Annotated in this window: 24 protein-coding genes; 9 read left to right on the top strand and 15 right to left on the bottom strand. The window is 69.8% G+C overall.

All coding sequences use genetic code 11. The annotated features are described in order from the left end of the window. The 4 genes from pknB to VGO10_RS08295 all read left to right on the top strand — a co-directional run bounded on the left by pknB (nucleotide 1) and on the right by VGO10_RS08295 (nucleotide 4,866). Nucleotides 1-1,944, top strand: a complete 1,944-nt coding sequence (gene pknB, locus VGO10_RS08310) for a Stk1 family PASTA domain-containing Ser/Thr kinase (RefSeq protein WP_327467102.1) — start codon at nucleotides 1-3, stop codon at nucleotides 1,942-1,944. Beyond that, a complete protein-coding gene (locus VGO10_RS08305; protein ID WP_327467100.1) occupies nucleotides 1,941-2,909 on the top strand; it encodes a D-alanine--D-alanine ligase family protein in 969 nt (322 codons plus the stop codon). Before pknB ends, VGO10_RS08305 begins: the two co-directional genes overlap by 4 nt. 597 nt (nucleotides 2,910-3,506) lie before the next feature. After that, nucleotides 3,507-3,938, top strand: coding sequence for a hypothetical protein (locus tag VGO10_RS08300; RefSeq protein ID WP_327467098.1), 432 nt, complete (start codon nucleotides 3,507-3,509; stop codon nucleotides 3,936-3,938). A 289-nt stretch (nucleotides 3,939-4,227) separates the two neighbouring features. After that, entirely contained in the window at nucleotides 4,228-4,866 is a 639-nt protein-coding gene (locus VGO10_RS08295) for an Abi family protein (RefSeq protein ID WP_327467096.1), read from the top strand. A gap of 351 nt (nucleotides 4,867-5,217) precedes the next feature. Here VGO10_RS08295 and ligD read toward each other — a convergent pair whose 3' ends face one another. From ligD to VGO10_RS08240, 11 genes are all read right to left on the bottom strand, one after another. Next, nucleotides 5,218-6,078 (bottom strand): non-homologous end-joining DNA ligase, encoded by an 861-nt coding sequence (ligD, locus tag VGO10_RS08290; RefSeq protein ID WP_327467094.1) that lies wholly within the window; start codon nucleotides 6,076-6,078, stop codon nucleotides 5,218-5,220. A gap of 5 nt (nucleotides 6,079-6,083) precedes the next feature. Next, complete coding sequence (locus tag VGO10_RS08285) at nucleotides 6,084-7,580, bottom strand: protein kinase domain-containing protein (protein ID WP_327467092.1); 1,497 nt, start codon at nucleotides 7,578-7,580, stop codon at nucleotides 6,084-6,086. Nucleotides 7,581-7,668: 88 nt separating this feature from the next. Then, nucleotides 7,669-8,475 carry a flagellin gene (locus tag VGO10_RS08280; protein ID WP_327467090.1) on the bottom strand — a complete coding sequence of 269 codons (807 nt, stop codon included), beginning with the start codon at nucleotides 8,473-8,475 and terminating at the stop codon, nucleotides 7,669-7,671. Between the two features lie 68 nt (nucleotides 8,476-8,543). After that, nucleotides 8,544-8,777: a carbon storage regulator CsrA gene (gene csrA, locus VGO10_RS08275; RefSeq protein WP_327467088.1), complete on the bottom strand. Its 234-nt coding sequence runs from the start codon at nucleotides 8,775-8,777 to the stop codon at nucleotides 8,544-8,546. 54 nt (nucleotides 8,778-8,831) lie between these two features. Next, nucleotides 8,832-9,329 carry a flagellar assembly protein FliW gene (gene fliW, locus VGO10_RS08270; protein ID WP_327467086.1) on the bottom strand — a complete coding sequence of 166 codons (498 nt, stop codon included), beginning with the start codon at nucleotides 9,327-9,329 and terminating at the stop codon, nucleotides 8,832-8,834. Continuing rightward, on the bottom strand, nucleotides 9,326-10,273 hold the full coding sequence (gene flgL, locus VGO10_RS08265) for a flagellar hook-associated protein FlgL (RefSeq protein WP_327467084.1): 948 nt from the start codon (nucleotides 10,271-10,273) through the stop codon (nucleotides 9,326-9,328). The genes fliW and flgL overlap by 4 nt, the downstream gene beginning before the upstream one ends. A gap of 2 nt (nucleotides 10,274-10,275) precedes the next feature. Beyond that, nucleotides 10,276-11,613 (bottom strand): flagellar hook-associated protein FlgK, encoded by a 1,338-nt coding sequence (gene flgK / locus VGO10_RS08260; protein WP_327467082.1) that lies wholly within the window; start codon nucleotides 11,611-11,613, stop codon nucleotides 10,276-10,278. Between the two features lie 3 nt (nucleotides 11,614-11,616). Continuing rightward, nucleotides 11,617-12,174, bottom strand: a complete 558-nt coding sequence (gene flgN / locus VGO10_RS08255) for a flagellar export chaperone FlgN (RefSeq protein WP_327467080.1) — start codon at nucleotides 12,172-12,174, stop codon at nucleotides 11,617-11,619. After that, the gene (locus VGO10_RS08250) at nucleotides 12,171-12,485 is read right to left on the bottom strand and encodes a hypothetical protein (protein ID WP_327467078.1); all 315 of its coding nucleotides are present in this window, start codon (nucleotides 12,483-12,485) and stop codon (nucleotides 12,171-12,173) included. The genes flgN and VGO10_RS08250 overlap by 4 nt, the downstream gene beginning before the upstream one ends. Continuing rightward, on the bottom strand, nucleotides 12,485-13,213 hold the full coding sequence (locus tag VGO10_RS08245) for a flagellar hook-basal body protein (RefSeq protein WP_327467076.1): 729 nt from the start codon (nucleotides 13,211-13,213) through the stop codon (nucleotides 12,485-12,487). The genes VGO10_RS08250 and VGO10_RS08245 overlap by 1 nt, the downstream gene beginning before the upstream one ends. Before the next feature lie 184 nt (nucleotides 13,214-13,397). Beyond that, nucleotides 13,398-14,087 (bottom strand): flagellar hook-basal body protein, encoded by a 690-nt coding sequence (locus VGO10_RS08240; RefSeq protein WP_327467074.1) that lies wholly within the window; start codon nucleotides 14,085-14,087, stop codon nucleotides 13,398-13,400. Nucleotides 14,088-14,158: 71 nt separating this feature from the next. On the opposite strand from VGO10_RS08240, the gene VGO10_RS08235 reads away from it, so the two are divergent. Both VGO10_RS08235 and VGO10_RS08230 read left to right on the top strand, forming a co-directional pair. Next, nucleotides 14,159-14,752, top strand: coding sequence for a hypothetical protein (locus VGO10_RS08235; protein WP_327467072.1), 594 nt, complete (start codon nucleotides 14,159-14,161; stop codon nucleotides 14,750-14,752). After that, entirely contained in the window at nucleotides 14,739-15,020 is a 282-nt protein-coding gene (locus VGO10_RS08230; protein ID WP_327467070.1) for an EscU/YscU/HrcU family type III secretion system export apparatus switch protein, read from the top strand. The genes VGO10_RS08235 and VGO10_RS08230 overlap by 14 nt, the downstream gene beginning before the upstream one ends. Here VGO10_RS08230 and VGO10_RS08225 read toward each other — a convergent pair. From VGO10_RS08225 to VGO10_RS08210, 4 genes are all read right to left on the bottom strand, one after another. Beyond that, nucleotides 15,017-17,116, bottom strand: coding sequence for a putative bifunctional diguanylate cyclase/phosphodiesterase (locus tag VGO10_RS08225; protein ID WP_327467068.1), 2,100 nt, complete (start codon nucleotides 17,114-17,116; stop codon nucleotides 15,017-15,019). The genes VGO10_RS08230 and VGO10_RS08225 overlap by 4 nt on opposite strands. After that, nucleotides 17,103-17,588 (bottom strand): response regulator, encoded by a 486-nt coding sequence (locus VGO10_RS08220; protein WP_327467066.1) that lies wholly within the window; start codon nucleotides 17,586-17,588, stop codon nucleotides 17,103-17,105. The genes VGO10_RS08225 and VGO10_RS08220 overlap by 14 nt, the downstream gene beginning before the upstream one ends. Further along, complete coding sequence (locus VGO10_RS08215) at nucleotides 17,575-19,221, bottom strand: sensor histidine kinase (protein WP_327467064.1); 1,647 nt, start codon at nucleotides 19,219-19,221, stop codon at nucleotides 17,575-17,577. Before VGO10_RS08215 ends, VGO10_RS08220 begins: the two co-directional genes overlap by 14 nt. A 269-nt stretch (nucleotides 19,222-19,490) precedes the next feature. Beyond that, nucleotides 19,491-20,309 carry a FliA/WhiG family RNA polymerase sigma factor gene (locus VGO10_RS08210; RefSeq protein ID WP_327467061.1) on the bottom strand — a complete coding sequence of 273 codons (819 nt, stop codon included), beginning with the start codon at nucleotides 20,307-20,309 and terminating at the stop codon, nucleotides 19,491-19,493. A gap of 330 nt (nucleotides 20,310-20,639) precedes the next feature. Here VGO10_RS08210 and VGO10_RS08205 point away from each other — a divergent pair, with 330 nt between their 5' ends. The 3 genes from VGO10_RS08205 to VGO10_RS08195 form a co-directional block, all read left to right on the top strand. Continuing rightward, on the top strand, nucleotides 20,640-23,072 hold the full coding sequence (locus VGO10_RS08205) for a glycosyltransferase family 2 protein (protein ID WP_327467059.1): 2,433 nt from the start codon (nucleotides 20,640-20,642) through the stop codon (nucleotides 23,070-23,072). A 204-nt stretch (nucleotides 23,073-23,276) separates the two neighbouring features. Beyond that, nucleotides 23,277-23,591 carry a hypothetical protein gene (locus tag VGO10_RS08200; protein ID WP_327467057.1) on the top strand — a complete coding sequence of 105 codons (315 nt, stop codon included), beginning with the start codon at nucleotides 23,277-23,279 and terminating at the stop codon, nucleotides 23,589-23,591. A 7-nt stretch (nucleotides 23,592-23,598) separates the two neighbouring features. Next, the coding region (locus VGO10_RS08195; RefSeq protein WP_327467055.1) for a flagellar cap protein FliD N-terminal domain-containing protein at nucleotides 23,599-24,129 on the top strand (531 nt) is incomplete at its 3' end.

Below are 24,129 nucleotides of genomic sequence, written 5' to 3'. Positions count from 1 at the left end.
GTGCCTGACACTTCCACGATCATCGACGGCCGCTACCGCGTGCTGCACCGCGTCGGCTCCGGCGGGATGGCCGACGTCGTCTGCGCCGAGGACCTGCAGCTGGGCCGCAAGGTCGCGATCAAGCTCCTGCACCGGCGCTTCGCCCAGGACGCGGAGTTCGTCGAGCGCTTCCGCCGGGAGGCGTCGTCGGCGGCGGGGTTGCAGCACCCGCACGTCGTCGCGGTGTACGACCGCGGTGCGTGGGACGACACGTACTACATCGCCATGGAGTACCTGGAGGGGCGCACGCTGAAGAAGCTCGTCCAGGAGGAGGCGCCGCTGGCGCCGGCGCGCGCGATCGACCTGACGATCCAGATCCTGCGGGCCGCGCGCTTTGCCCACAAGCGCGGGATCATCCACCGCGACCTCAAGCCCCACAACGTCATCATCGATGGCGAAGGCCGGGCCAAGGTCACCGACTTCGGGATCGCCAAGGCGGGTGCGTCGGACATGACGCAGACCGGCTCGATCATGGGGACCGCGCAGTATCTGTCGCCCGAGCAGGCCCAGGGGCTCGCGGTCAGCGCGCCGTCGGACCTCTACTCGGTCGGGATCATCTTGTACGAGATGCTCACGGGCCGGGTGCCGTTCGAGGGCGAGAGCGCGGTGACGATCGCGCTCAAGCAGGTCAGCGAGGCGCCGGTGCCGCCGTCGCAGCGCAACCCGCAGGTGCCGCCGGCACTGGAGGCCGTGGTGCTGCGGGCGCTGGAGAAGGACCCGGCGCGGCGCTTTGCCGATGCCGACGAGTTCATCGCGGCGTTGGAGATTGCGAACCCCGCCCACCCAGGGATCTTGCCGCCGGCGACCGCCGCCACGAGCGTCCTGCAGGCGACAGGCCCGATGATCCCGATCCCGCCGCCGGGCGCCTACCAGGACGTCGCGCAGGTCGAGCAGCGCTACTACGGGCCGGCTGAGCCGCCGCCTGAGGAGCCTGAGGACGGCGACGGTCGCAGCCGCTGGTGGGTCGCGCTGCTGGTCGGCCTCATCGTCGCGGGCGCGATCGTCGCCGGGTTGCTGCTGACGGGTAAGGACAAGATCCAGGTGCCCAACGTCGTCGGCAGCCCGCAGGCCGAGTCCGAGATCCTGCTCAAGCGCAAGGGCCTCTCCACCGACGTGACGATGAAGGAGAGCCCGACCCAGCCCAAGGGCACGGTCATCGGCCAGGATCCGGGCGGCGGCTCACGTGTGCCGAAGGGCTCGGTCGTCGGCCTCACCGTCTCGGCCGGCCCCGGGACCGCGCGTGTCCCCGACCTCGCCGGCCAGCCGCGCAACGCGGCCAAGAAGCAGCTCGCCGACCTCGGCTTCAACGTGACCGAGGAGCGTACGACGAGCGACACGGTCACCGAGAACCGCGTGATCGGTACACGGCCGGACGTCGGCACCGAGCTCGACAAGGGCACCGGCGTCGTGCTCGTGGTCTCCTCGGGCAAGGAGCGCGTCGCGGTGCCCAAGGTGGTCGACCTGACCGAGGACGAGGCGCGCTCGACGCTGGAGGCGCTGGGCTTCACCGTCACCTCGCGCGATGAGGAGACCGACGCCAAGGATCCCGGCACGGTGCTCAAGCAGAGCCCGGCGACGGGCGCCAGGGTCGCCAAGGGCGGCACGGTGACGATCACCGTCGCCAAGGCGCCGGCGGAGGTCGACGTCCCCGACGTCACGGGTGACGGCCGGCTGGCGGCAACGGCGGCACTCAAGAAGGACGGCTTTGTCGTCACCCAGACGACACAAGCGACCGGCGACCGCTCGCAGGACCTCCACGTCATCAGCCAGGACCCGTCGGGTTCCAAGGCGAAGAAGGGCAGCACCGTGACGATCACCGTCGGCCAGTACGACCCGACGCTGGACCAGGGCACGGCGACGACGCCGAGCGCCACGACCCCGGAAAACACGGTGACCACGCCGTGAGGGTCGTCGTCCTGGGGGGCGGGCGCTCGTCGGAGCACGACGTTTCGCTGGTCAGCGCTGCGACGGTCGGCCAGGGGTTGCGCGACGCGGGCCATGAGGTCGTGGCCGTGGAGCTGGCGCGGGATGGCACGTGGTGGCATGAGGGCGAAGAGCTCGCGTTGCATCCGGGCCGGGGGCTGCTCGATGCCGATGTGGTCTTCCCGGTCTTGCACGGGCCGTTCGGGGAGGACGGGACGGTGCAGGGGTTGTTGGAGTTGTTGGACGTGCCCTATGTCGGCTCGGGTGTGATGGCGAGTGCCGTGTGCATGGACAAGGTGGTGTTCAAGGAGCTGATGGCGCAGGCGGGGTTGCCGCAGGTGGGGTATGCCCTAGTGGAGGCTGGTCGGGATCGGCCGTCGCTTGAGCACCTTGGGCTGCCGCTGTGGGTCAAGCCGGCGCGGCTGGGGTCATCGGTGGGCATCGTGCGGGTGGAGCGGTTCGAGGACCTCGACGCGGCGTTGGACGAGGCCTTCTCGCACGACGACCGCGTGATCGTCGAGGCGTCGGCTGTGGGATTGGAGATCGAGTCCTCCGTATTGGGCGACACCCACGACGCGCGCGTCAGCCAGCCGGGGGAGATCGTCCTGCTGCGCGAGGGCTGGTACGACTACGAGGCGAAGTACACCGAGGGCGGGATGCGGCTGGAGTTCCCGGCGCGGATCTCGGAGACGGCGCGGGAAGCGCTGCGCTCGATCGCCGCACGGGCGTTTGCGGCGGCGGGGTGCTCGGGGCTGGCGCGCGCCGACTTCTTCGTCGACGGCGAGACGGTGTTGTTGAACGAGTTAAACACCTTGCCGGGACAGACGCCGACGTCGGTCTACGGGGTGCTTTGGGAGCGGTCCGGTTTGCCGTATCCGGAGCTGGTGGACGAGCTGTGCCGGATTGCGGTGGCGCGGTTCGAGCGGGAGCGGGCGTTGCGGCACTAGCTCTTCGGGGCGGTGGGTTGGGGTGCGGTGTGTGGTTGGTTGGGCGGCGCTCCGTGACATCGCCACCGCGCTCGTGTGGTCTGCGGTGTTGGGTGAAAGTGTTGCGCTGCCTCGTGCGTCCGGTCGTGTGGGCACCGAACGGGCGCCGCGCGGATGTCGACATCACGGATCACCGCTTCGTCCCACCGCGCTCGCGCCGCCAACGAGCCGCTGCGCGACGTGCCGTTGATCCATGTCGTTTAGACCCCGCATATCGGGGTCTAAACGACACGGATCCCCAAGCGCGTTAGGTACGCCCGCCCGGGCGCCGGCGGACGACGAGCCAACGCTGCGCGGCGCCGAGCCCGCTCACTCCCCTCGGTGCCAACAGACCACGTCGCACACTCCGACCACGGTCGCGCTGAACGCCCGAACGCCTGCGCCCGGAGTTGTTGATGTTGTCGCGCGCCGGACAGCAACTCGCGAACATCGCAATGATCCTGCGCAATCGAGCACTTCCGTCCACTCACCCAGCTAGGCTCCCGCACACAACCAAATCAAGACCCCCGCGACCGCTTGCGACGGCCCGGGGGCATGACCCAAGGAGCAACAACTCCCATGAGTACCCCGCAGCGTACCCACGCCCGCGTGATCACGGTCGATCGCGAGACCGCCGACGTCCTCCGCCGTGAGACCAAGAAGGTCATGGACCTCGGCCATGAGTTGTTCGAGGACTTCCTCCTCTACGGGCCCGAGGCCCAGTACGTGCTGGCGATGCGCTTCTGCGCAGCAACAGCACTCATCACCGCCGTCGGCTGGGACCCCAACAAGGTCGACCCCGACATCGAGACGTTCGAGGTCCCGTTGACCGACGACCTCGTCGAACAGCTGCGCCACCGCCGCTACGACCTTGCGCGGTGCAACAACGACCGCCTCGACGGCCTACCTGTCAACGAGCCGATCGATCCCGACCTCCTCGCCGAGATCACCGTCGACCGCCTCGCCGCCCAGGCCCTCGATCGGCTCTTCGCCCGCGTACGCGCGGTGTAGCGAACAGCGCACACCCGGATCGCGGCGCCTGCTGCGATCCGGGGCCGCCGTGTCCTAGGAACCGGTCGCCTCGGCGGTCGCCCGAATGTCCTTCATCAACATCTGAAGATTCCGAGGATCACTCGGCGACGCTTCGAACCCATGGTGCTCGTAGAAGCGACGTGCCTTGTCCTCGATCGCGTGAACGAGCAGGACACGGATGCCCAAAGAACAATCGAAGCCTCGGGCGGCGACCGTTCGACCGGCCGGGCATCCCGAGGCTTTCAACGCAAAAGGTAGCATGCGGTCGGTGCCGAGTCGTTCGCGTTTAGATGCTATCCGCCACATCTCGGAGCCGCGACTACAGCGCTACCTCGCAACGACTGCGAATGACGAGGATGCGGCACTCGACCTTTACGAGTGGAATACGTCTGTTAGTGGAGCGTTCTTCGAGAGCATCTCAGCGTTGGAGATCGCATTGCGCAATGCGCTGCATGAGCGACTCTCGATGTGGTGCGCAAACGATGCTGGCTCGTGGTACGACGACCCCAAGGGGGTTTTCAACGAGCCGACCAAGAGGGCGATCGCATCGGCACGGGCGCGAGTCGCTTCCAAGGGAGCCAGAGAGACGCCCGGGCGCGTCGTTGCAGAGATCAGCTTCGGGTTCTGGCGGTACCTCCTGACCGGTGCTTATCAGGCGCCCCTGTGGGTTCCGTGTTTGCATCACGCGTTTCCAGGGGCTAAGCGGGTCGACATCGAGATGCAGGTCGCCGCTTTGCATGAGCTTCGCAATCGCATCGCCCACCACGAAGCCATTTATCACCGTGATCTTGAGCGAGACTACGACTACCTCGTGGAACTAGCAGAACATCTCCACTCTCGGCTCGGTTGGTGGATCGATTCGAGAAGCAGGGTCCCGCAGGTACTGCGGGAGCGCCCTACGGCGTAGTAGGTATCGCCGACCACCACGACGGGGTCAGTGAGACCGCCGGCGCCGGCGAAATCACTGTGGCGGGCGCGCCGGGAGGTGTTGCGGAGCTATGACGGCGGTGCGACGGACGTCGTCCGGCGTGCGCAGTCAGCGGCGCGGAGACGGCGGGCGAGGTGGGTCTTGTCGTCGAGCTCGGTGACGCGCTTGGGTGCGGCGGGTTTGGGGGTGCGATTCGGTGCATCCCTGCGAAGGTGCGGATTGCGGGGAGGGAGGCCATGCACCGGTTGTCGACGGTTATGGCCGCCGAGGTAAGGCGGCAGGTCATCAGCACAACGTGGGGATCACCCGGCCGGGTGATGGCCGGGTGGCTCAGTGCTTCGGGAGCGCGCGGGCGGCCTTGGCGATGCCGGACCACGGGTCGCCGCCGAGGTCGGAGAGGCGGTCGAGAACGGTGCGGAGGGTCCAGCCGTCGGGGCGGAGCGTGTCGTCTTCCAGCTCCTCCCAGCGCAGCGGTGTCGCGACGGGCGCGCCCGGACGAGGCCGCGGTGCGTAGGGCGGGACGACGGTCTGGGCGGGGCCGTTGCGAGCGACGTCCAAGTACAGGCGGTCGTCGCGCTTGTTCTTGCGGAACTCGGTCGTCAGCTCGTCGGGATGTTCGGCGGCGAGATCGGCGGCAAACGCGCGCGCCCACGCCTGGACGTCGAGCACGTCGCGCGTGCGCTTAAGCGGCACGACCACGTGGATGCCGCGTGAGCCGGTGACCATCGCGAAGGGCTCCAGTCCGCGATCGCACAGCGCCGCTCCGCAGGCAAGGGCCGCGCGGCGTACCGCCGCGAAGTCGTCCTCGGAGGGGTCGAGGTCGATCACCAGCCGGTCGGGGCGGTCGAGCCGATCGGCGCGCGAGGTGAACACGTGCGGCGTCACGCATCCCTGCTGAGCGAGCCATTGCAGCGTCTCGCGGTCGTTGGCCAGAACGTGGTGCACGACCCCGCCGCGCTTGGGCACCTCCGCCGTCTGCACCCACGACGGCGCGCCTTTGGGGATCTCCTTCTGGAAGAAGCCACCATCCCCGACCGCGCCCCGGAAGCGCTGCAGCGAGACCGGCCGGTCCTTCACGTGCGGCAGCATCAGAGGCGCGACCGCGCCGAAGTAGTCATACAGGTCGCGCTTGGTCAGCCCAACATCAGGCCACATCACCCTGTCGGGATGTGTCAGTTTGACCGTGCGCACGCCCGTCACTGGTACAGCACGATCTCCGCGATCGACGCCTGGCCCGATGGCGGTAGCTTGGTGATCCAGACCAGGTAGTAGCGGAACTTCTGGCCGGCCGTGTCGAGCTGCAGCGAGAACTTCTTCTTGTCGGCGGTAAAGCTCGTGCCGATGTCCTTCCAGCCCGACAGGTCGGTCGCTGACGGGTCGACGGCGTTCGACACGTAGATCTTGCCCGCCCAGCCCGTGGTCTGGGTGCGGATGTCGAGCTGCTTGCCGACGACCCCCGGCTTGGCGTCGACGTAGATCCCCACGCCGGGCTTGTTCTGCAGGCCGCCGGTGTAACGCTCGGTCGTCCACGAGGTGCCGGGATCGTCATCCAGAACGCGGCCGACGTCGGAGCGGTGCTCGGTGTGATCGTCGCCGTAGGGGTCGAAGTCGCGGGCGCGCAACTGGCCCAGCGAGACCGGCGCCAGCCCCGGCGCCGCCTTGACCACCGGGCGCTGGCGCGTGCCGTGCTGGGTGCGGTCGGCGAGCAACAAGACCGCCGCGACCACGGCGGCGGCGACGAGCACCAACGCCAGCACCAGCCGCAGCGGATGGGTTACCCGCGTCGGCAGCCGCCGCTGCGCGCTGGGTGGCAGCGTGCGCAGGACCGCCGTCGCCTCGCCGGTCGACTGCCCGCTGCGCTGGGTCTCGATCGCCAGGACCTCCTCGAGGTCGGCGATCAGCGAGCGGTCGTCCGGGTACCGATCAGCCGTGTCCTTGGCCGTCGCGCGATCCAAGACAGCGGCCAGCGCGCTGGAGACCTCGGGCCGGCGCAGCTGCACGTCGGGCAGCTGCTCGCGGACGTGCTTCATCGCGACGGCGACCTGGTTGTCGCCCTTGAACGGCACGTCGCCGGTGAGCATTTCAAACAGGACGATGCCCAGCGAGTACAGGTCGCTCTGGCCACCGACGGGCTGGCCCAGCGCCTGCTCGGGGGAGACGTAGTCGGTCGTGCCCAGCACGCGGCCGTCGGCGGTGAGCCCCTCCTGGTCGAGCGTGCGGGCAATGCCGAAGTCGGTGACCTTGGCCGAGCCCTCGTCGTCGACGAGCACGTTCTGGGGCTTGACGTCGCGGTGCACGATGCCGCCGGCGTGCGCGACGCCCAAGGCCCGGGCGATCTCGATCGCGTAGGCGATCGACTCCTGGATCGGCAGCCGACCGTGGCGCCGGATCCGATCCTTGAGCGTCTCGCCCTCGACGTATTCGAAGACGATGTAGGGCGTGTTGTCGTCCTCGCCCGCGTCGATGACGGTGACGATGTGCGGGTGGTTGAGCTGGGCGACCGCGCGCGCCTCGCGCCGGAAGCGCTCCAGCTGGTCGCTGTCTGAGGCGATCTCGCGGTGCATGAGCTTGATCGCGACCTGACGCTCCAGCACCGTGTCGAAGGCGCGATAGACGGTCGACATCCCGCCGGTGCCGATCTGGGCATCCAGCCGGTAGCGGCCGTTCAAGAGCGTGCCGACCTGCGAGCTCACGACTCCATTGTGACGAGGCCGCCGTCGTTAACGACAACGGACCGCCCAGAAGGGCGGCCCGCGGCCGGACAGAGGCTTCGCCGGGGACTTACCCGAGGAGCTTCAGGACGCTCTGCGGCTGCTGGTTGGCCTGGGCCAACATGGCCGTGCCGGCCTGCTGCAGCACCTGCATCTTGGTCAGGTTCACCATCTCCTCGGCCATGTCGACGTCGCGGATGCGCGACTCGGCCGCGGTCAGGTTCTCCTGGTAGGCGGCCGACACCGACAGCGTGTGGTCGAGGCGGTTCTGGACCGCGCCCATCTGACCACGGGCGGCCGAAACGGCCGTGATGGCCAGGTCGATCTCCGAGATGTCGGTGTTGTTGCCCGCCGACAGCGTCGAGTAGGACGTGCCGACTGCCGAGGACAGGTTCAGGAACGTGATCCCGATCTGCTCGCCGTCGTTGGCGCCGATCTGGAACGACACCGTGGCCGAGCCGTCGAGCAGGTGGATCCCGTTGAACTGGGCCTGGGCGCCGATGCGGTCGATCTCGGAGGCCAGCTGGTTGACCTCGTTCTGGATCGAGGTCCGTGCGGTGTTGTCCAGCGAGCCGTTCTTGTACTGGACGGCGAGCTCCCGGATGCGCTGAAGCATCGAGTGGACCTCGTCGAGGTTGCCTTCCGCGGTCTGCACCATCGAGGTGCCGTCCTGGATGTTCTTCTGGGCCTGGGCCAGGCCGCGGATCTGCGACCGCATGGACTCGGAGATCCCGAGGCCGGCGGCGTCGTCGGCTGCGCGGTTGATGCGGTAGCCGGATGAGAGCTTCTCCATCGAGGCGGAGATCTTCGCGGTGTTGGCCTGCAGGTTCCGCGTGGCGTTCATCGCCTCGATGTTGTGCGTGATGCGTAGGGACATCCTTGTTCGTCCTTTGCTGTCCTTGGAGGGAGTGGTGCTGAGAGGGAGCTAGCGGTGAAGAGTGCGCGCTAGGACTTCTTGGTCGGCGTCGGTACGTCGTCCGGGAGTTGGTCGACGTCTGACGCTGCGGCGGCACGGTTCTCCGCCTGGACTGCCGCCCAGATTTCCTCCCGGTAGACCGGGATGGACTTCGGGGCAGCGATGCCGATGCGCACGCTGGAGCCGCTGACCTCGATCACTTCGACCACGACGTCGTCGCCGACCATGATCTTCTCGCCGGGACGGCGGGTGATGATGAGCATGAGAGGGATTCCTCCTTGGATTCCGGGTCAGGGGTTCCGAGCGTACCGGTGCGGTTACGCGGCCTTCGTCGAAGGCTCCTCCTGGAGCCCGGCGAACAGCGGAGCGCGAACAGGGGCGTCGGGCGCCTGGTTGATCACCTGGTGCCCGGCGTTGCCCACGACGAGGATCGGCGCGCGCAGGTTGGCGCAGAAGTCCTCGAGTGCGGCGGCGGACCGGACCGTCACGTAGACCGAGGCGTCCTCCGGGGTGTGAACCCCGATGCGCTCGGCCTCGTCATCGGCCAGCTCGAGCTCGTAGCCCTCGAAGAACCGCCAGGGGCTCGTCACGGGAACCGCGAGCTCGGGATCGTCCATCGAATGCAGCCAGACGAAGGCGCTCTCGTCGCTACGAGCGAGAAGAGCGAATCGCCGGCCGCCGAGGCCGATCAGTCCGTTGGGAAAGTCGAGCACGGCCTCTTCGGGGATCTGAAGCTCCCCGAAGCGGCTCGACTGGAGCGTCACTGCCATGGTGGAGTCGCCTCCGTTGTTGGGGTTGTTCAGTCCGCTGCTCATGTGAGGAACTGGAGTAGGGACGGCTGGATGATCTGCGCGCCGACCTTCAGGGAGGCCTGATAGGCGGCAGACTGGGCGGAGTAGTCGGTGATGGCCTTGGCCATGTCGACGCCGGTGAGGTCGTCGATGTTCTGCTTGGCCGTGGCCTCGAGATCCTCGAGGCGGCTGGCGGCGGCGGTCGCGCGGTTGCTCATCGCGCCGATGGCCGAGACGGCCGAGCTGACGGCGGTCTGGTTGGCCTTGATCGCCTGCAGGTCGGTGCTCTGGATCGCCTGCAGGTCGGCGGTGGTGCCGCCGCGCAGGTGGGCCGAGAGCTGGGTGAGCGCGTCGAGCACGCGGCCGTCGCCCGAAGCGCTGCCGTTGCCGAGGATCGCGTCGGCGGTCATCGGTACGGCGGCGCCGCCACCGACCGGCACGAACGAGGGGTTGGTCTGCAGGACCACGCCGGCGCCGCCGTCGCGCAGCAGCGCACCGCCGTCACCCTGGTAGGTGTCGCCGGTCGCGTCGGCATATGGCGCGGCGTCGGACTTGGTGCCCGCGAAGATGTAGGAGTCGCCGACCTTGGTGTTCATGGAGTCCTTGGCGGACTTGATGAGCTGGTCGATCTCGTTGGCGATCGTGACCCGATCGTCCTGGCTGAGCGAGCCGTTGGCGGCCGACAGCGCGAGCTCGTTGGCGCGCGAGAGCACCGAGCGGACGCCCTCCAGGCTGCTCTCCGACGCGTTCAGCGCGGTCTGGGCGCTCGCGACGCTGCTCTGGCTGCCCGTGATCCCCGACAGCTCGGAGAGGCGCAGGCGCTCCTGGGCGGCGGCGGTCGGATCGTCGGAAGGCTGGTTGACGCGGCGGCCGGTGGAGATCTGCAGCTGCGTGTCGGCCATCGCGGCGTAGCGCGACTGCAGGTCCGCGATGACGCGGTCGCTGACCATGTTGTTGGTGATGCGCATGGCTACAGGCCCGCCCGCCCGGTCGAGTTGATGAGGGTGTTGAGCAGGTCGTCCATGGTCGTCAACGCCCGCGCCGCGGCCTGGTAGCCGCGCTGGAAGCGGATCATGTTGGCCATCTCCTCGTCCATCGAGACGCCCGAGACCGTCTGGCGTTGGGCCGTGATCGACGTCAGCACGCTGTTGGCGGTGGTGTTGGCGCTCGTCGCCGTCTGCACGTCGGAGCCGATCTGGCGCACGAGGCCGGAGTAGGTCGTGTCGACCGTGCCGCCGCGCAGGGCGCGGATCGCCAGCGCGACGCTGTTGTCCGAAGCGGCGCCGCCGGCCGCGCCGGCGCTGACCGTCGCCGAGGTCGCGATGACCGCGATGTCGGTGGCGCCGGTGCCGGTGAAGATCGGGGTGGAGGAGGCCGTGTTGACCGAGGTGATCAACGACTGGGCCATCGTCGCGAGCGTCGCGCGGTAGCCGTCGACCTTGGCGGCGACGTCCTGCAGGCCGCCGAGCTGGCCGCCGGGCGTGGCCGACAGCGTCGCGACGGTCGGCATCGTGGCCGTGGTCTGCGAGACCAGCGGGGTGGTGGCGCCGCCGAAGGAGACCTGGATCATGCCCGGGTAGGCGGGCTTGCCGGAGGCGTCGAGCGTCGGGTCGGGCGAGACCGACACCTGGCCGTACTGGGAGAGCTGGTCGAGCAGCAGATCGCGGCGGTCGAGCAGGTCGTTGGGCGCAGCACCCGAGGACTGGGCCATGTTGATCTGCTGGTTGAGCTGAGCCAGCTCGGTCGCGATCGGCTTGATCGGGCCGCTGTCTGAGAGCAGGTCGCCGACGGCGGCGGTGGCCTGCGTGCCGGCCGAGGCGATGTCGGCGTCGAGCGTCGTGAAGCGCTGGGCCAGCGTCTGGGCGGTGCCGACGACGGCCGCCTTGGCGTCCGTGCTGGTCGGGTTGGCGGCCAGCGTGTCCCACGAGCCCCAGAAGTTGTCGAGCAGCGTGCCGAGGTCGCTCGTGCTGCCGGAGGCGAGGTCGGACTGCACGACGCTGAGGCGCTTGGTGGTGACGTCGGACTGGCCCGAGGTCATGTTCTGCGCCCGGTACTGCAGGTCGAGGAAGTCGTCGCGCAGGCGGCGGTAAGAGAGGACGTCGACGCCGGTGCCGAGCTGGGCGCCGGTGCCGTCCTGCTTGGTGCCATCGACGCGCAGCGACGGGGAGGCGCTGAAGACGGCCTCCTGGCGGCTGTAGCCGGGGGTCTCGACGTTGGCGATGTTGTGCGAGACGACGTCCAACGCGGCCTGCTGGGCCTGGACGCCGCGCAGCGCGGTGTTGAGTCCGGTAAAGGCGGGGATCGTCATGGCCTAGGCCTCGAGATCCAGCGCGCGGCGGATCCGCACCGGCTGGGCCGCCGGGTCGAGGGTGGCGCGCATCGTGGCGCCCGGCTCGCTGGGCGGCCGGTAGCCAACGTCCTCGCCGTCGACGCCGAGCTGGCGGGTCAGGTGCGACAGGAAGGAGAGCTCCTGGCGCATGAGGGCGCGGTTGACGACGTGCTCGCGCTGGACCTCGGCGAGCAGGCCGCGCAGTTCGGCGCTGCGGCCCTTGGCGGCCAGCGCCTCGTGCGGGCCGAGCAGCTGGGCGAGCGCCTCGAGCGTGACCTCGTGGGGCGGGATGTTGAGGCCGCCGCCGGCCTGGGTGAGGATCCGGACGCGGTCGCGCTCCAGCGTGGAGCGGCGCTCCATCTCGGCCTGCATCTCGCCCAGGCGGGCGAGGACCGAGTCGACGTCGCGGTTGCGGATCGCGGCGCCCTGGCGCAGGACGGCGTCCAGCAGCCGGCGGGCAGAGGCGATCTGCGCGTCGAGGTGGCGCAGGACGTCTGAGCCGAAGACGGTGGGGGCGGCGGGCGCCAAGGCGCTGCTCACTGGCCCGACTCCTTGAGGCTCTGGGCGATCGTGCGGGCGAGGCCGAGGCCGCCGGCCGACATGATGGAGTCGGCCATGACGCCGGGCAGCATCTGCTTGTAGGAGTCGGTCGCGGCCGACGAGCCGTCGCCGGAGTCGTCGTCGGACGAGCTCTCTTGCGCCTTGCTCGTGTCGGCCATCGACTGCGTGAGCTGCTCGACGAGCTGACGCTCGAAGGCCAGCCCGGTCTTGTAGCGGTTCTGGTCGGCCGTCGTGCCCTTGCGGACGTCGGCCGGGAGAAGACTGTTGTCGATCGGCGGGAGCGCGCTCATCACTTCTTCACCTGGTTGGCGATCTCGAGGATCTGGTCCTGGGTGGTGATGGCCTTGCTCGCCAGCTGGAACGCCCGCTGGGCCTCGATCATGTCGGTCATCGCCGTGGCGGCGTTGACGTTGGAGGCTTCGAGCGTGCCCTGGCTCAAGGTGGTGGACTTGGCCGCGGCGCGGGCGGCGCCGCTGCCCTTGGTGGCCACGAAGGTGTTGTCCGGGCCGCCCTGCAATTGCGCGGGGGCGGGCACGTCGACCAGGGTGATCTGGCCGAGCTTGACGCCCTTCAGCGAGACCGCGCCGTCGGCGGCGATCTTCAGCTGGGCGGTGTCGGCGCCGGCGGGAAGCTTGATCGGCGGCTCGAGCAGCTGACCGGTGTGGAGCTTGAGGCGCCCGGTGGCGTCGGCTTCGAGGTTGCCGTCGCGGGTCAGCGCCTTGGTGCCGTCGGGGAGCTTGACCTGGAAGAAGCCCTGACCGTTGACCGCGACGTCGAGCGAGCGCTCGGTGTCCTGCAGTGCGCCCTGCTCGGCGCTGCGGCCGATCGAGGTTGCGGCAGACCCGGCGCCGATGGAGACGCCCTTTGCAGCGCCATAGCCCTGGGCGTCGTCGTACACGAGATCGCGGAAGGCGACGCGGGCGGACTTGTAGCCCGTCGTGTCGACGTTCGCGAGATCGCTGGAGACAGCGTCAAGACGCGTCTGCTGTGCCGCCATGCCGGCGGCCGCCGTGTACATGCCTTCAAGCACTTTGAACCGGGTTCTCCTGGGAAGGAGGGAAATCAGGAATCTCCGGCTTCCGCCAAGGGCGGTCCAGCCTTCGGAGTCCTCTGTCCCTCTCGGTGATCGGCAAGGGCCGAACTGACTTGAGAAGTGCATGGCCATCCGTCCGATCCAGGACGGTGGTCAGCGCGCCGGCGCGCTAACCGGGCAGGTTGCCGACCGTGCCGGCAGCCTGCTGCAGCGTGCCGTCGATCGTCTGGATGGCCTTCTGGCCCGCCTCGAAGGCGCGCAGTGAAGCCATCATGTCGACCATGGTGCGGCCGGCGTCGACGCCGGAGGCCTCGAGGGAGCCCGACTGGACCTCTCCCTTGGCGGTGCCCGCGGCCGTGCCGGTGAAGTAGGAGTCGCCCTGCTTGGTGACGCCGGTCAGCGCGAAGGCGCCGACCTTGGCGGCGTCGACGGTGCCATCGGCGTTGACCTTGACCGGCTTGTGGTCGGTGCCGAGCACCGAGTTGCCGAGCTGGTCGGTCAGCGTCCCGTTGGCGGCGGCCTTGAACGAGCCGTCACGGGTGTAGCGGACGCCCTTGGCGGTCTGGACGGCGAAGTAGCCCGGCCCGGCGATGCCGAGGTCGAGCGGCTCGCCGGTGTCCCGGAGCGCCTCGGGGGTGAGGTCGGTGACCTGCTTGGTGATCAGCGGGCCCTGACCCAGCTTGCCGACGGTCTCGCCGGTCTGGGTGTTCTGCAGCAGCAGATCGGAGAACGAGCGCTGCTGGGAGCGGTCGGCCTTGTAGCCGGGCGTCGCCGAGTTGGCGAGGTCGTTGGCGATCTGATCCTGACGGACCATCTCGGCGACCATGCCGGCGGCGGCGATGTAGAGACCGCGTTCCATGCCTTCTGGAGAGTCGGCGGCGCCCCGGTGGACTTGAGGCGGCCAGACGACATGCGAACCTGTCGGCCGACATGGATGCCGTCCCGGTCAATCTGGTCCTGCTGCGGGGCCTGCTGCCCGACCTGTCGCTCACGCCGGGGACGGTCCTCAGCGCGCGGGTGTTGGACGCGCGCACGCTGTCGCTCGCCGGCGTCCGGCTGGCGGCGCAGCTGCCGGAAAGCGTCGCGGCGGGACAGGTGTTGCGGCTGCGCGTGCAGGAGGCGAGCACCGACCGGATCCACCTGCAGATCGTCGAGACGGCGGGGCAATCGCAGGTCGCCGAGCAGGCCGCTGCGCCGCAGGTGCCGCCGTCGGCCTACCAGCTGGCGCTGCCGGGCGGGGCGCTGGCGCGCGTGTATGTCGAGGAGCGCGAAGCGGCCGAAGGCGGCAAGCGCGGGGCGGGTCCGGCACGGTCGGTGGTCGTCCGCTACGACTCGCCCACGCTCGGCCGGCTGGACATCCGCCTCGACGCGAGCTCGGCGGCTGTCCACGTCTCCGACGGCGACCCCGCGCTGCGCGTGCGCGCCGCCGCTGACCAGCTGCGCGACGCCTTGGCGCAGGCCAGCGGCGCACCCGTCCTCGTCACCGTCCACCCACGCGCGCAGACGCTGAATGTCCAAGCCTGAGCGCCCGCGGCGCGCTGCGGCGCTGCGCTACGACAAGGACCGGGTAGGCGCCCCGAAGGTCATCGCCGCCGGCGCTGGGCTGATCGCCGACCGCATCGTCGAGATCGCCCGCGAGCAGGGCGTGCCGGTCCGTGAGGACCCCGCGCTGGCCGAGGCGCTCGCACGCCTGGAGCTCGAGCAGGAGATCCCGACCGAGCTGTTCGTCGCCGTCGCCGAGGTCCTGGTCTGGGCCTACGGCCTCGAGCCAAAGCGCCGGCTCGACCGCTAGACCGGCAGCTCGCAGTTGGCGAGCAGCTCTTCCATCTCCTCGCGGGGGAGGGGGCGGGCGAAGTGGTAGCCCTGGCCGTACTCGCAGCGCAGCGCGGCGACCGCGGCGCGCTGCTCGGGGCGCTCGATGCCCTCGGCGATGGTGCGCAGGCCGAGGTTGTGCGCCAGGCCGACGATCGAGCGGATGATCGCCTGGCTCTCGGGGCGCTCGATCATCGTCGCGACGAAGGAGCGGTCGATCTTCAGCGTGTCGCCGGGGAAGTCGTGCAGGACGGTCAGCGACGAGTAGCCGGTCCCGAAGTCGTCGAGCTGGATCGAGATGCCCAGAGCCAGCAGCTCGTCGAGCACCGCGCTGACCAGCTCGGGGTTCTCGATCAGCGTGCTCTCGGTGATCTCCAGCACGAGGTTGGCGGCCGGGAGGTCGTGGTCGTGCAGCGCGGCGCGGACGTGCTCGACCAGGCCGCCGTCGGTGATCTGGCGAACCGAGACGTTGACGCTGACCGTCACGTCGGGGGCGACGACGGCGCGCTGGCGCCAGTCGCTGAGCGTCTCGCAAGCGCTGCGCAGGATCAGCACGCCGAGCGCGCCGATCAGGCCCGACTCCTCGGCGACCTCGATGAACTCCGACGGCGGGACGGCCTCCTCGTCGGCGGGCCAGCGGGCCAGCGCCTCGAGGCCGTGCAGCGCGCCGCTGCGCAGGTCGATGATCGGCTGGAAGAACGTGCGCAGCTGCTGGTGCTCAATCGCCTGGCGCAGCCGCGTCTCCAGCGAGACGCGGTCCACGACGCGCTGGTGCATGGACGCGTCGAAGAGCTCGCAGCGCCCGCCGCCGCGCGCCTTGGCGTCGTACATCGCGATGTCGGCGTTGCGGATCAGCTCGTCGGGGCTGACGCAGCCGTCGAGGTTGTGGGCGATGCCGATCGACGCGGAGACCGACAGGTCGCGGCGGTCGAAGCGGATCGGCTCGGCGATGACGGCGGCGACGCGTGCGGCGATCTCCAGCGCAGCGGCGGCAGTGACCTCGCCGTCGAGCAGGATCGCGAACTCATCGCCGCCCAGGCGCGCCAGCGTGTCGCCGGGGCGCAGGATCTGCCCGACACGGCGGGCGATCTCGATCAGCAGCCGGTCGCCGGCCGCGTGGCTGAGGCTGTCGTTGACCAGCTTGAAGCGGTCGATGTCGACGTAGAGCAGCCCGCACGCGTAGCTGGTGTCACGTTCCAGATGCCGGAGGCATTGCGTCAGCCGGTCCAGGAAGAGCGCGCGGTTGGGCAGCCCGGTGAGGCTGTCGTGCAGCGCGTCGTGGATCAGCCGCTCCTGGGCCACGCGCCGGTCGGTGATGTCTGACAGCGAGCCGGTGATGCGCCGCGGGCGCCCGTCGGCGTCACGCGTCGTCAGGCCGCGCGTGAGCACCCAGCGCCAGCTGCCGTCGGCGTGGCGGATGCGGTGCTCGTTCTCGAAGTGCATGCTCTCGCCGGCGAGGTGGAGGTTGATCTCGCGGCGGAGGCGACCGACGTCGTCCGGATGGACGAGGTCGAACCACGCGTCGGGCCGGTCGGAGGCAAACGCGTCGGCATAGCCGAGCAGCGCCTTCCAGCGCTCGGAGAAGTGCATGCTCTGGCCAGCGAGGTCCCAGTCCCAGATCCCGTCGTTGGTGGCCTGGACGGCGACCGCGTAGCGCTCCTCGCTGCGCCGCAGATCCACCATCACCTGGTGGTGGCGGACCGCGTAACGGATCGTGCGCTCCAGGCTCGGCGCGTCGATCGTGCCCTTGACCAAGTAGTCGGTGACGCCGAGCTCGGAGGCCTGGACGTCGACCTCGTAGTCGTCCTGGCCGGTGAGGACGATCACCGGCGCCGGCGGCTCGCTGTCCCACGCATCGCGCACGAGGTCCAGGCCGGTGCGGTCGCCGAGGCGGTAGTCGACGAGGTAGAGGTCGTGGCGCGCCTCGCGGATCGCCTGCAGCGCAGGCAGGTAGCTCTGCTCCCACTCGAGCTGGAACCAGGCCGTGCCCGGCACCTGCAGCATGCTGCGCGTGAGGACGAAGTCGTCTTCGTCGTCCTCGACCAGCAGGATCCGCAGCGACTCACTCCGCGGCATCGGCGTCTTCTTGGGGCAGCTCGACGAGGTCGAACCAGTAGCAGGCCAGGGTCTTCATCACGTCGGCGAGCTGCTCGAAGGTGACGGGCTTGCTGACGAACGAGTTCACGCCAAGGTCGTAGGTGCGAAAGATGTCCTCCTCGGCTTTCGAGGTCGTCAGGACGACGACCGGGATCCGGCGCAGCTCGGGGTCGCTCTTGATCTCGGCCAGCGCCTCGCGCCCATCCTTCTTGGGCATGTTGAGGTCCAGCAGGATCAGCCCGGGCCGGGGCGCCTCGGTCCCGCCGGCCGCGTAGACGCCGGTGCCGCGGAGGTACTGCATCAGGTCGTCGCCGTCGACGACGAAGCGCAGGTCGTTGACCAGCCGCGAGCGCCGCAGGGCGTCGGCGGTGAGGACGCGGTCGTCCTCGTCGTCGTCGGCCAGCAGGATCGTGATGGAGCGGTGTTCTCGCGGGGGGCTAGGCGAGTGCATGGGGGACCTCCTTGGGCTCGGACTCGGGGAACAGCGAAGTGGGCTCCCCGGCATCAGCCGGCTGGCGCAGCGGCAGGCGGACGGTGAACGTCGCGCCCTCGCCTTCGCGGCCGTCGGCGGTGATCGTGCCGTGGTGGCGCTCGACGATCTTGCGGCAGAGCGCGAGGCCGATCCCGGTGCCCGGGTAGGCGCTGGCGCCGTGCAGCCGCTCGAAGGCGCGGAAGATCCGCGTGGCGAACTGCGCGTCGAAGCCGAGGCCGTTGTCTGCGATCGTCAGCTCGGCGATGCCGTCGGCGACGGCAGCGTGCACGGTGATCTCCGGGGTGACGCTGACCCCGTCCCCGCCCACCCTCTGGAACTTCAGCGCGTTGCCGAGCAGGTTCTGCAGCAGCTGGCGCATCTGCGTCGGCTCGGCCTCGATCGTCGGCAGCGGGTCGATCGTGACCTGCGCGCCGCTCTCCTCGATCGCGACCTCGAGGTCGGCGAGCACGGAGCCGGCGGTCTCGCCGAGGTCGACCTCGGCGAACGGGCGGGCCTTGGTCGAGACGCGCGAGAACATCAACAAGTCGTCGATCAGCGCGCGCATCCGGCCGGCCGCGTCGCTCATCCTGCGCAGGAAGTCCTGGCCCTGCTCGCTGAGGCGATCGCTCTCGGTCGCGGTGATCTGCGCCGCGAAGGTCTGGACCTTGCGCAGCGGCTCTTGGAGGTCGTGAGAGGCGATCGAGGCGAACTGCTCGAGCTCGGCGTTGGAGCGCGAGAGCTCGGCGGCGTGGCGCAGCAGCGCGTTGGTGCTCTGGAGGTTGGCGTTGCTGTCGGCGAGGCGGTCGTTGGCGAGCATGACCCGCCGCAGCAGGGCCAGGAAGGCCAGCGCGGTGAGGCCGAGCGCGGCGTAGATGATCCACGGCAGCCACTTGCGCGAGCCCGAGTTCGCGCTGAACAGCGCGGCCTTCGAGGAGGTCATCACGACGCGCCAGCTGCTGCCGGGCACCGGAACGGCCACGAAGTAGCCGTCGCGTCCGTAGGAGCCGTCGCCGCCGTGCTTGACCGCCGTGGCCAGCCCCCGCTCGCCGACGGTGCGGCCCACCGGCTGTGCCGCGTTGCGCGCGCCGATCACCGCGGAGCGGCTGTCGAGGACGTACGCGGTGCCGCCCCGGGTCGGGACGCGTCGCAGGTAGCTGGAGAGGAACGGCCCGAAGAGCGCGGTCGGCGCGCCGCTGACGATGACCCGCCGGCCCGCGTCGGTGTTGAGCGAGACGGCGAGGTCGATGACTCCCGCGTTGACATCGCCCAGCGAGACGGGCGCGCCGGTGCGCGCCGCCATGACCGCGCGCGAGGAGAGGACCGCGCTGCGCTGCTGCGGCGTCAGCGAGCGCGAGGCCGAGATGATCTGCCCGCGCGCGTCCAGCAGGACCGAATATGCGAGGTGCCCCTGCTTGGTCGCCTGATCCAGAGCGGTCGGGCTCACCGATTTCGCGCCGTAGCGCTGCTCGGCCTGTGGCGCCGCAGCAGCCGAGGAGAGAATGGCCTGCGTCAGCGCTGAGATGACCTGCGCGCGGTCGCGAAAGCGCGAGATCGCACGGTCACGCAGCCCGCTCTGGCTGGCATTGAGCTGGACCGCGAACAGGCCCAGCACAACGACGACGACCAGCGCCGCCCCGCCGATGATTGCCTTCGCCCGGCGACCGCGTAGTCGCGACCACCGAGATCCCGCCGACGATGTCTGAGACATCCCGCCCCCCTTGTCGGGCAGTTACCTGCTGCCCGAGCCTATCGGCAAAAGGCGGGATGTACTTGACCAATTTTTATCGTCCTACGGCCCCCCGCAAGACGACATGCAGGGGAGCTGCTTACGCGACGGCCTGGAAGAGCGGCGCGAACGGCTCGCTCCCGAAAGCGTGTGCGCTACGCAACCGCCTGGAACAGAGGCGCGTCGTCGTCGAGCTGCGTGCGCAGCGTCTTCTTGAGCTGGCCGTGGATCTGGCAGACGCGGGACTCCGAGACGCCAAGGATCTCGCCGATCTCGGCCAACGTCATGTTCTTGACGTAGAGCAGGACGGCGACCTCGCGCTCACGCTGGGGCAGACGGGAGAAGGCCTCGCGGAACTTGTCCTTGGCCTGCTCCTTGGCCGCCTGGTGCAGCGGGTCGGCCGATGCGTCGGTCGAGGCGATCGTGTCGATGCGCTCGATCGTCGTCTCGTCATCGGAGAGGACGAGCGTGTTCAAGGAGGTGAGGTCGGACTGGGTGACCTCGTCGCGGCGCTTGCGCAGTTCGGCGACGGTGGTGCCCATTGACTCGGCGAGCTCGGGCTGCGTGGGGCGACGGCCGTGCAGCGTGGTGAACTCGTCCGCGGCGCGCTCGATGTCGCGCTCCCAGCGGCGGACCGAGCGCGGGGCCCAGTCCTGGCGGCGGAGCTCGTCGAGCACGGCGCCGTGGATGCGGGTCCAGGCGTACTGCTCGAGCGTGGCGCCCTTGGCCGGGTCGTAGCGCTCGATCGACTGGATCAGCGCCTCGAGGCCGCAGGAGATGAAGTCTTCGACCTCACAGCGGGCCGGCATCTCGCGGACCTTCTTGTAGACGATGTACTTGACCAGGGGGGCGAAGGTCAGCACGAGACGATCACGGACAGCGCGGTCGTTGGTGCGGCGGTACTCCTTCCAGAGGGCGAGGGTGTCCTCAGAGGAAAGGCGGCGCTTTGAGGTTTGGGCGGTGGCGAGGCTCACGACATTGCTCCTTGGTGCGGGGGGACGCTGAGAAATATCGGCCCACCCCCGAACCTTCCGCATCCCCGTATTCCGGTATCTGACCCTGGACATGCGGCTAGACGCCCCCTCCCCAGAACTGGTGAGGGAGCGGGTCAAACCTGCATCGAGCGTGCTCAAAGCTGTGCATGGTTGACCAAGGGGCTTGACGGGCGCGCGGGCGTACGCGTGAGGCGCCCGGCGCCGGACCGGTCAGATCGTGCAGCGCTCAACTCGCCACGACGGCGGTCGAACCATCGGGGTGGCGGCCCTCCCCGTCGACCCTTCCCTCCAAGGAGCTCAGCACCCCTCATGGCGCTTCGCCTCGTCGCGCCGGTCGACGGACCGGCCACCCAGACCTCCGCCGCCCCGGCCACCGGTGCGGCTGCCGTCGCGCAGGTCACCAACCGCGCGGCAGGCCTGCTGGACGCGCATGACCTCGACGGCTGGCGCGCGCTCGTCGCTGCTGCGGCCGAGCTCGTCGATCACCACGACCGCTACCTCGCGCGGCGCCTGCTGCTCGAGTCCGTCCTGCGCAATCGCGCGCAGACCGGCGCGCAGAACGCCGAGCGCTTGCTGGCCGGCGCGATCGCCGCGGTCGAGGGCCTGGAGGACACCCCGCGCGAGCCGGTCCTGTTGAATTTCGCCGGCGTCCTGCTCTACGAGCTGGGCGCGATCGTCGCCGCCGAGGCGCTCTTTCGCGCCGCCCAGCGCCTGGACCCCGACCTGGCCGACGTCGCCGCCAACCTGCGCGAGTGCAAGCGCCGCCGCCAGCAGGGCATCACCACGCCCCAGGGCCTGCCGCCGCAGGTGCTGCGCGCCTTGCGCGACCTCGGCCCGCGCGCCCAGCGGGCCGCCCAGAAGGCCGTGCCGGCCACCGGCCAGACCGTCAGCCTTTGCATGATCGTCAAGGACGAGGAGGCGATGCTGCCGCGCTGCCTGGCCGCCGCCGCGGAGTTCGTCGACGAGCTCATCGTCGTCGACACCGGCTCGACCGACCGGACGATCGCGATCGCCGAGTCCTTTGGCGCACGGGTTCTGCACCACGAGTGGGACGGCGACTTCTCCGCGGCCCGCAACGTGGGCCTCGACGCCGCGACTTCGGACTGGCTGTTCTACCTCGACGCCGACGAGGTCCTGGTCGAGGGCGACGGCCCGCGCCTGCGCGAGCTGCTCGGCCACACCTGGCGCGAGGCCATCTTCCTCACCGAGACCAACCACGTCGGCGAGCTCGAGGACGGCGCGGCCGTCCAGCACAACGCGCTGCGCCTCTTCCGCAACCGTCCCGAGTACCGCTTTGAGGGACGCGTCCACGAGCAGTTCGCCCACAAGCTGCCGACGCTCGGAGAGCGCATCGCCTACACGCAGGTGCGCATCGAGCACTTCGGCTACCTCGGCGCCGTGCGCGACGCCAAGGAGAAGTCGCGGCGCAACCTGGAGCTGCTGGAGCGTCAGATCGCCGAGGGCGTCGACACGCCGTTCCTGCACTTCAACCTCGGCTCCGAGCGCGCCGCCGCCGGTGACGTCGCCGGCTCGCTGGTCCACCTCTCTCGCGCCTGGGAGAAGGTCGCAGACGACCCCGAGCGGCTGGAGTACGGCTACTTCCCGTCACTCTGCGCGCGGCTGGTCAAGGCGCTGAACGCCAACGGCCGCCATCAGGACGCGATCGCCCAGGCCGACCAGATCCTGGCCGAGCTCGAGGGCTTCACCGACCTGGTCCTCGAACAGGCGATGGCCTATCGCGCTCTCGGTGATCGCGACGCCGCGATCGCGCACTTCGAGCGCTGCATCGCCATGGGTGACGCCCCGGCGCGCTTCAGCGCGACCGTCGGCGCTGGCACCTTCCACGCGCGCAACCTGCTGGCCGAGACCTTCATCGACGCCGGCCGCCTGGCCGACGCCGAGGCCCAGCTGCACCACGTGCTGGAGCACTTCCCGGCCTTCATCGGCGCCGTCGAGCCCTACGCCCGCGTGCTGCTGCGCAGCGGTGTGCCGGCCGCCGAGGTCGTGGCGCGCATCGACGCGCTCGTGCCCGAGCCCACGCCCGGCCAGCGCTTCTTGCTGGCGGTTCCGTTCTATGAGAGCGGCGCGGTCGATGAGGCCGCTACGCAGCTGCAGACGGTCCTGGCGGCCCAGCCTGGCGCCCACGCCGCCCGCGTCGCGCTAGCCGAGGCGCAGCTGTCGGCCGGGGACCTCGCTGCAGCCGCCGCGACCGCGCTCGCCATCCCGGCCGACGCGCCGCACGGGCCCGCGGCCGCCCAGACCGCGCTCTTTGCCCGCACCGCCGCGGGGGCCGAGTCAGCGCTGCTCGACGAGGCCTTCGCCTACGCCGCTGCCGCCGGCACCGATCCGGCGCAGTTGGCCGTCTTCGCCGCGTGGCGTGGTGGAGACGATGGAGTGGGTGGGGATCTTCTCATTCCGGCCGCCGCCGCCCCGCTGGTCGCCGTGATGCTCGAGGCGCTGGCGCGTTTGGAGGACTTCGACGGCTTTGAGCGCCTCGCCGGCGTCGTCGAGCTCCTCGACCTGCCGTGGCGCGAGCAGCGCGAGCTGCTGGCCGTCGTCTACTACCGCCGCGGCTTCCTGGAGTCGGCCGCCAACGAGTGGTTCGGCGTCGTGCAGCGCCTCGGCGCCCCCGATGAGCGCGCACTGCTGGGCATGGCGCTGCTGGCCGAGGCCCAGGGACTCCACGACGACGCCCGCACGCTGCGCGACGAGGCGGCAACGCTGTCATCAACCGCTGCTTGAGCCCTGATGTCCGCGGCCCACGCCTACACCTCCGCGTCCGATCCAACACTCGTTCGATCGTCCAGGCCCCTGCTCAAGGGCCTCCCTGGCCCACCGATGACCGGAGAGACAGCGGCAGTACACGGCTCACGGACGAGCCGGGTGGACTTCGAAAGGATCGGGATGGATATCGACGCGACACAGGGAACCGGGGGCCCGACAGGGGTGCACCCGGAGCCGGTCCGGGCCGACGAGGCCCCGGCGACCGGCGAGTTCGCGGAGGTGCTCGACCTGGCTGACGCGCGCAAGCGCCGCATGACCGGCCCCGATCGCATTCCCGACGAGGTCTGGGACGACATCACCCGGGCCGCGCAGCTCGCTGACGATCTCTCCGCTCACGGCCACAGCGTCCGCTTCGACACCCACCGGCTGACCAATCGCGTCGTCGCCTCGCTGGTCGACAACGACGGGCGCACCCTGCGCCCGGTCGACCTCGGCGAGATCTTCGGCAGCGACCCCGACCCGGCTTCGGCCGCCTAGGACTCCCATGGCAGGCATCCAGCTCAGCGGCCTCGTCTCCGGCATCGACACCCAATCGATCATCTCCCAGTTGATGACGATCGAGAAGGCGCCGCGGACCAAGATCACGCTCGACCAGGACGCGACGACCAAGCGCCAGAGCCTCCTGCAGGACCTCTCGACCAAGCTCACCACGCTGAAGTCGACCAACGACGACCTCAAGTCCGTCCTCAGCTGGCTCGACACCCAGACCATCGAGAGCGCCGACGCGTCGAAGGTCACCGTGTCGCGCACCGGCGGCGCGCCCCCCGGCGGCTATGACGTCGCCATCACCCAGCTCGCCTCGGCCGAGCGCCAGACCTTCGGCTTCGTCAGCCCGAGCGCCGACGGCACGCTGGACATCGCCAACGCCGACGGCTCGGCGCGGACCTCGATCGCGCTCAAGGCCGGCGCGAGCGTCGACGACGCCGTCTCGGCCATCAACGGCTCCAGCACCTCCAAGCTCTACGCGGTCAACGTCAACGGCAGCCTCGTGCTGAGCGCCAAGACGACCGGCGAC

It is taken from the genome of Baekduia sp. (assembly GCF_035996765.1).
In the GTDB taxonomy this organism is placed as follows: domain Bacteria; phylum Actinomycetota; class Thermoleophilia; order Solirubrobacterales; family Solirubrobacteraceae; genus Baekduia.
The sequence above is the reverse complement of the archived record's forward strand: the minus strand, read 5'-3'. Positions and strand labels throughout refer to the sequence as shown.

Bases quoted from the DNA above. Each gene is read 5' to 3' on its own strand.
- VGO10_RS08240 (WP_327467074.1), bottom strand. From the start codon at position 14,087: ATGGAACGCGGTCTCTACATCGCCGCCGCCGGCATGGTCGCCGAGATG.
- VGO10_RS08235 (WP_327467072.1), top strand. From the start codon at position 14,159: ATGGATGCCGTCCCGGTCAATCTGGTCCTGCTGCGGGGCCTGCTGCCC.
- fliW (WP_327467086.1), bottom strand. From the start codon at position 9,329: ATGAGCAGCGGACTGAACAACCCCAACAACGGAGGCGACTCCACCATG.
- VGO10_RS08300 (WP_327467098.1), top strand. From the start codon at position 3,507: ATGAGTACCCCGCAGCGTACCCACGCCCGCGTGATCACGGTCGATCGC.
- VGO10_RS08245 (WP_327467076.1), bottom strand. From the start codon at position 13,213: ATGTACACGGCGGCCGCCGGCATGGCGGCACAGCAGACGCGTCTTGAC.
- VGO10_RS08225 (WP_327467068.1), bottom strand. From the start codon at position 17,116: ATGCCGCGGAGTGAGTCGCTGCGGATCCTGCTGGTCGAGGACGACGAA.
- flgK (WP_327467082.1), bottom strand. From the start codon at position 11,613: ATGACGATCCCCGCCTTTACCGGACTCAACACCGCGCTGCGCGGCGTC.
- VGO10_RS08220 (WP_327467066.1), bottom strand. From the start codon at position 17,588: ATGCACTCGCCTAGCCCCCCGCGAGAACACCGCTCCATCACGATCCTG.
- VGO10_RS08230 (WP_327467070.1), top strand. From the start codon at position 14,739: ATGTCCAAGCCTGAGCGCCCGCGGCGCGCTGCGGCGCTGCGCTACGAC.
- VGO10_RS08280 (WP_327467090.1), bottom strand. From the start codon at position 8,475: ATGTCCCTACGCATCACGCACAACATCGAGGCGATGAACGCCACGCGG.
- flgL (WP_327467084.1), bottom strand. From the start codon at position 10,273: ATGCGCATCACCAACAACATGGTCAGCGACCGCGTCATCGCGGACCTG.
- VGO10_RS08250 (WP_327467078.1), bottom strand. From the start codon at position 12,485: ATGAGCGCGCTCCCGCCGATCGACAACAGTCTTCTCCCGGCCGACGTC.
- csrA (WP_327467088.1), bottom strand. From the start codon at position 8,777: ATGCTCATCATCACCCGCCGTCCCGGCGAGAAGATCATGGTCGGCGAC.
- VGO10_RS08205 (WP_327467059.1), top strand. From the start codon at position 20,640: ATGGCGCTTCGCCTCGTCGCGCCGGTCGACGGACCGGCCACCCAGACC.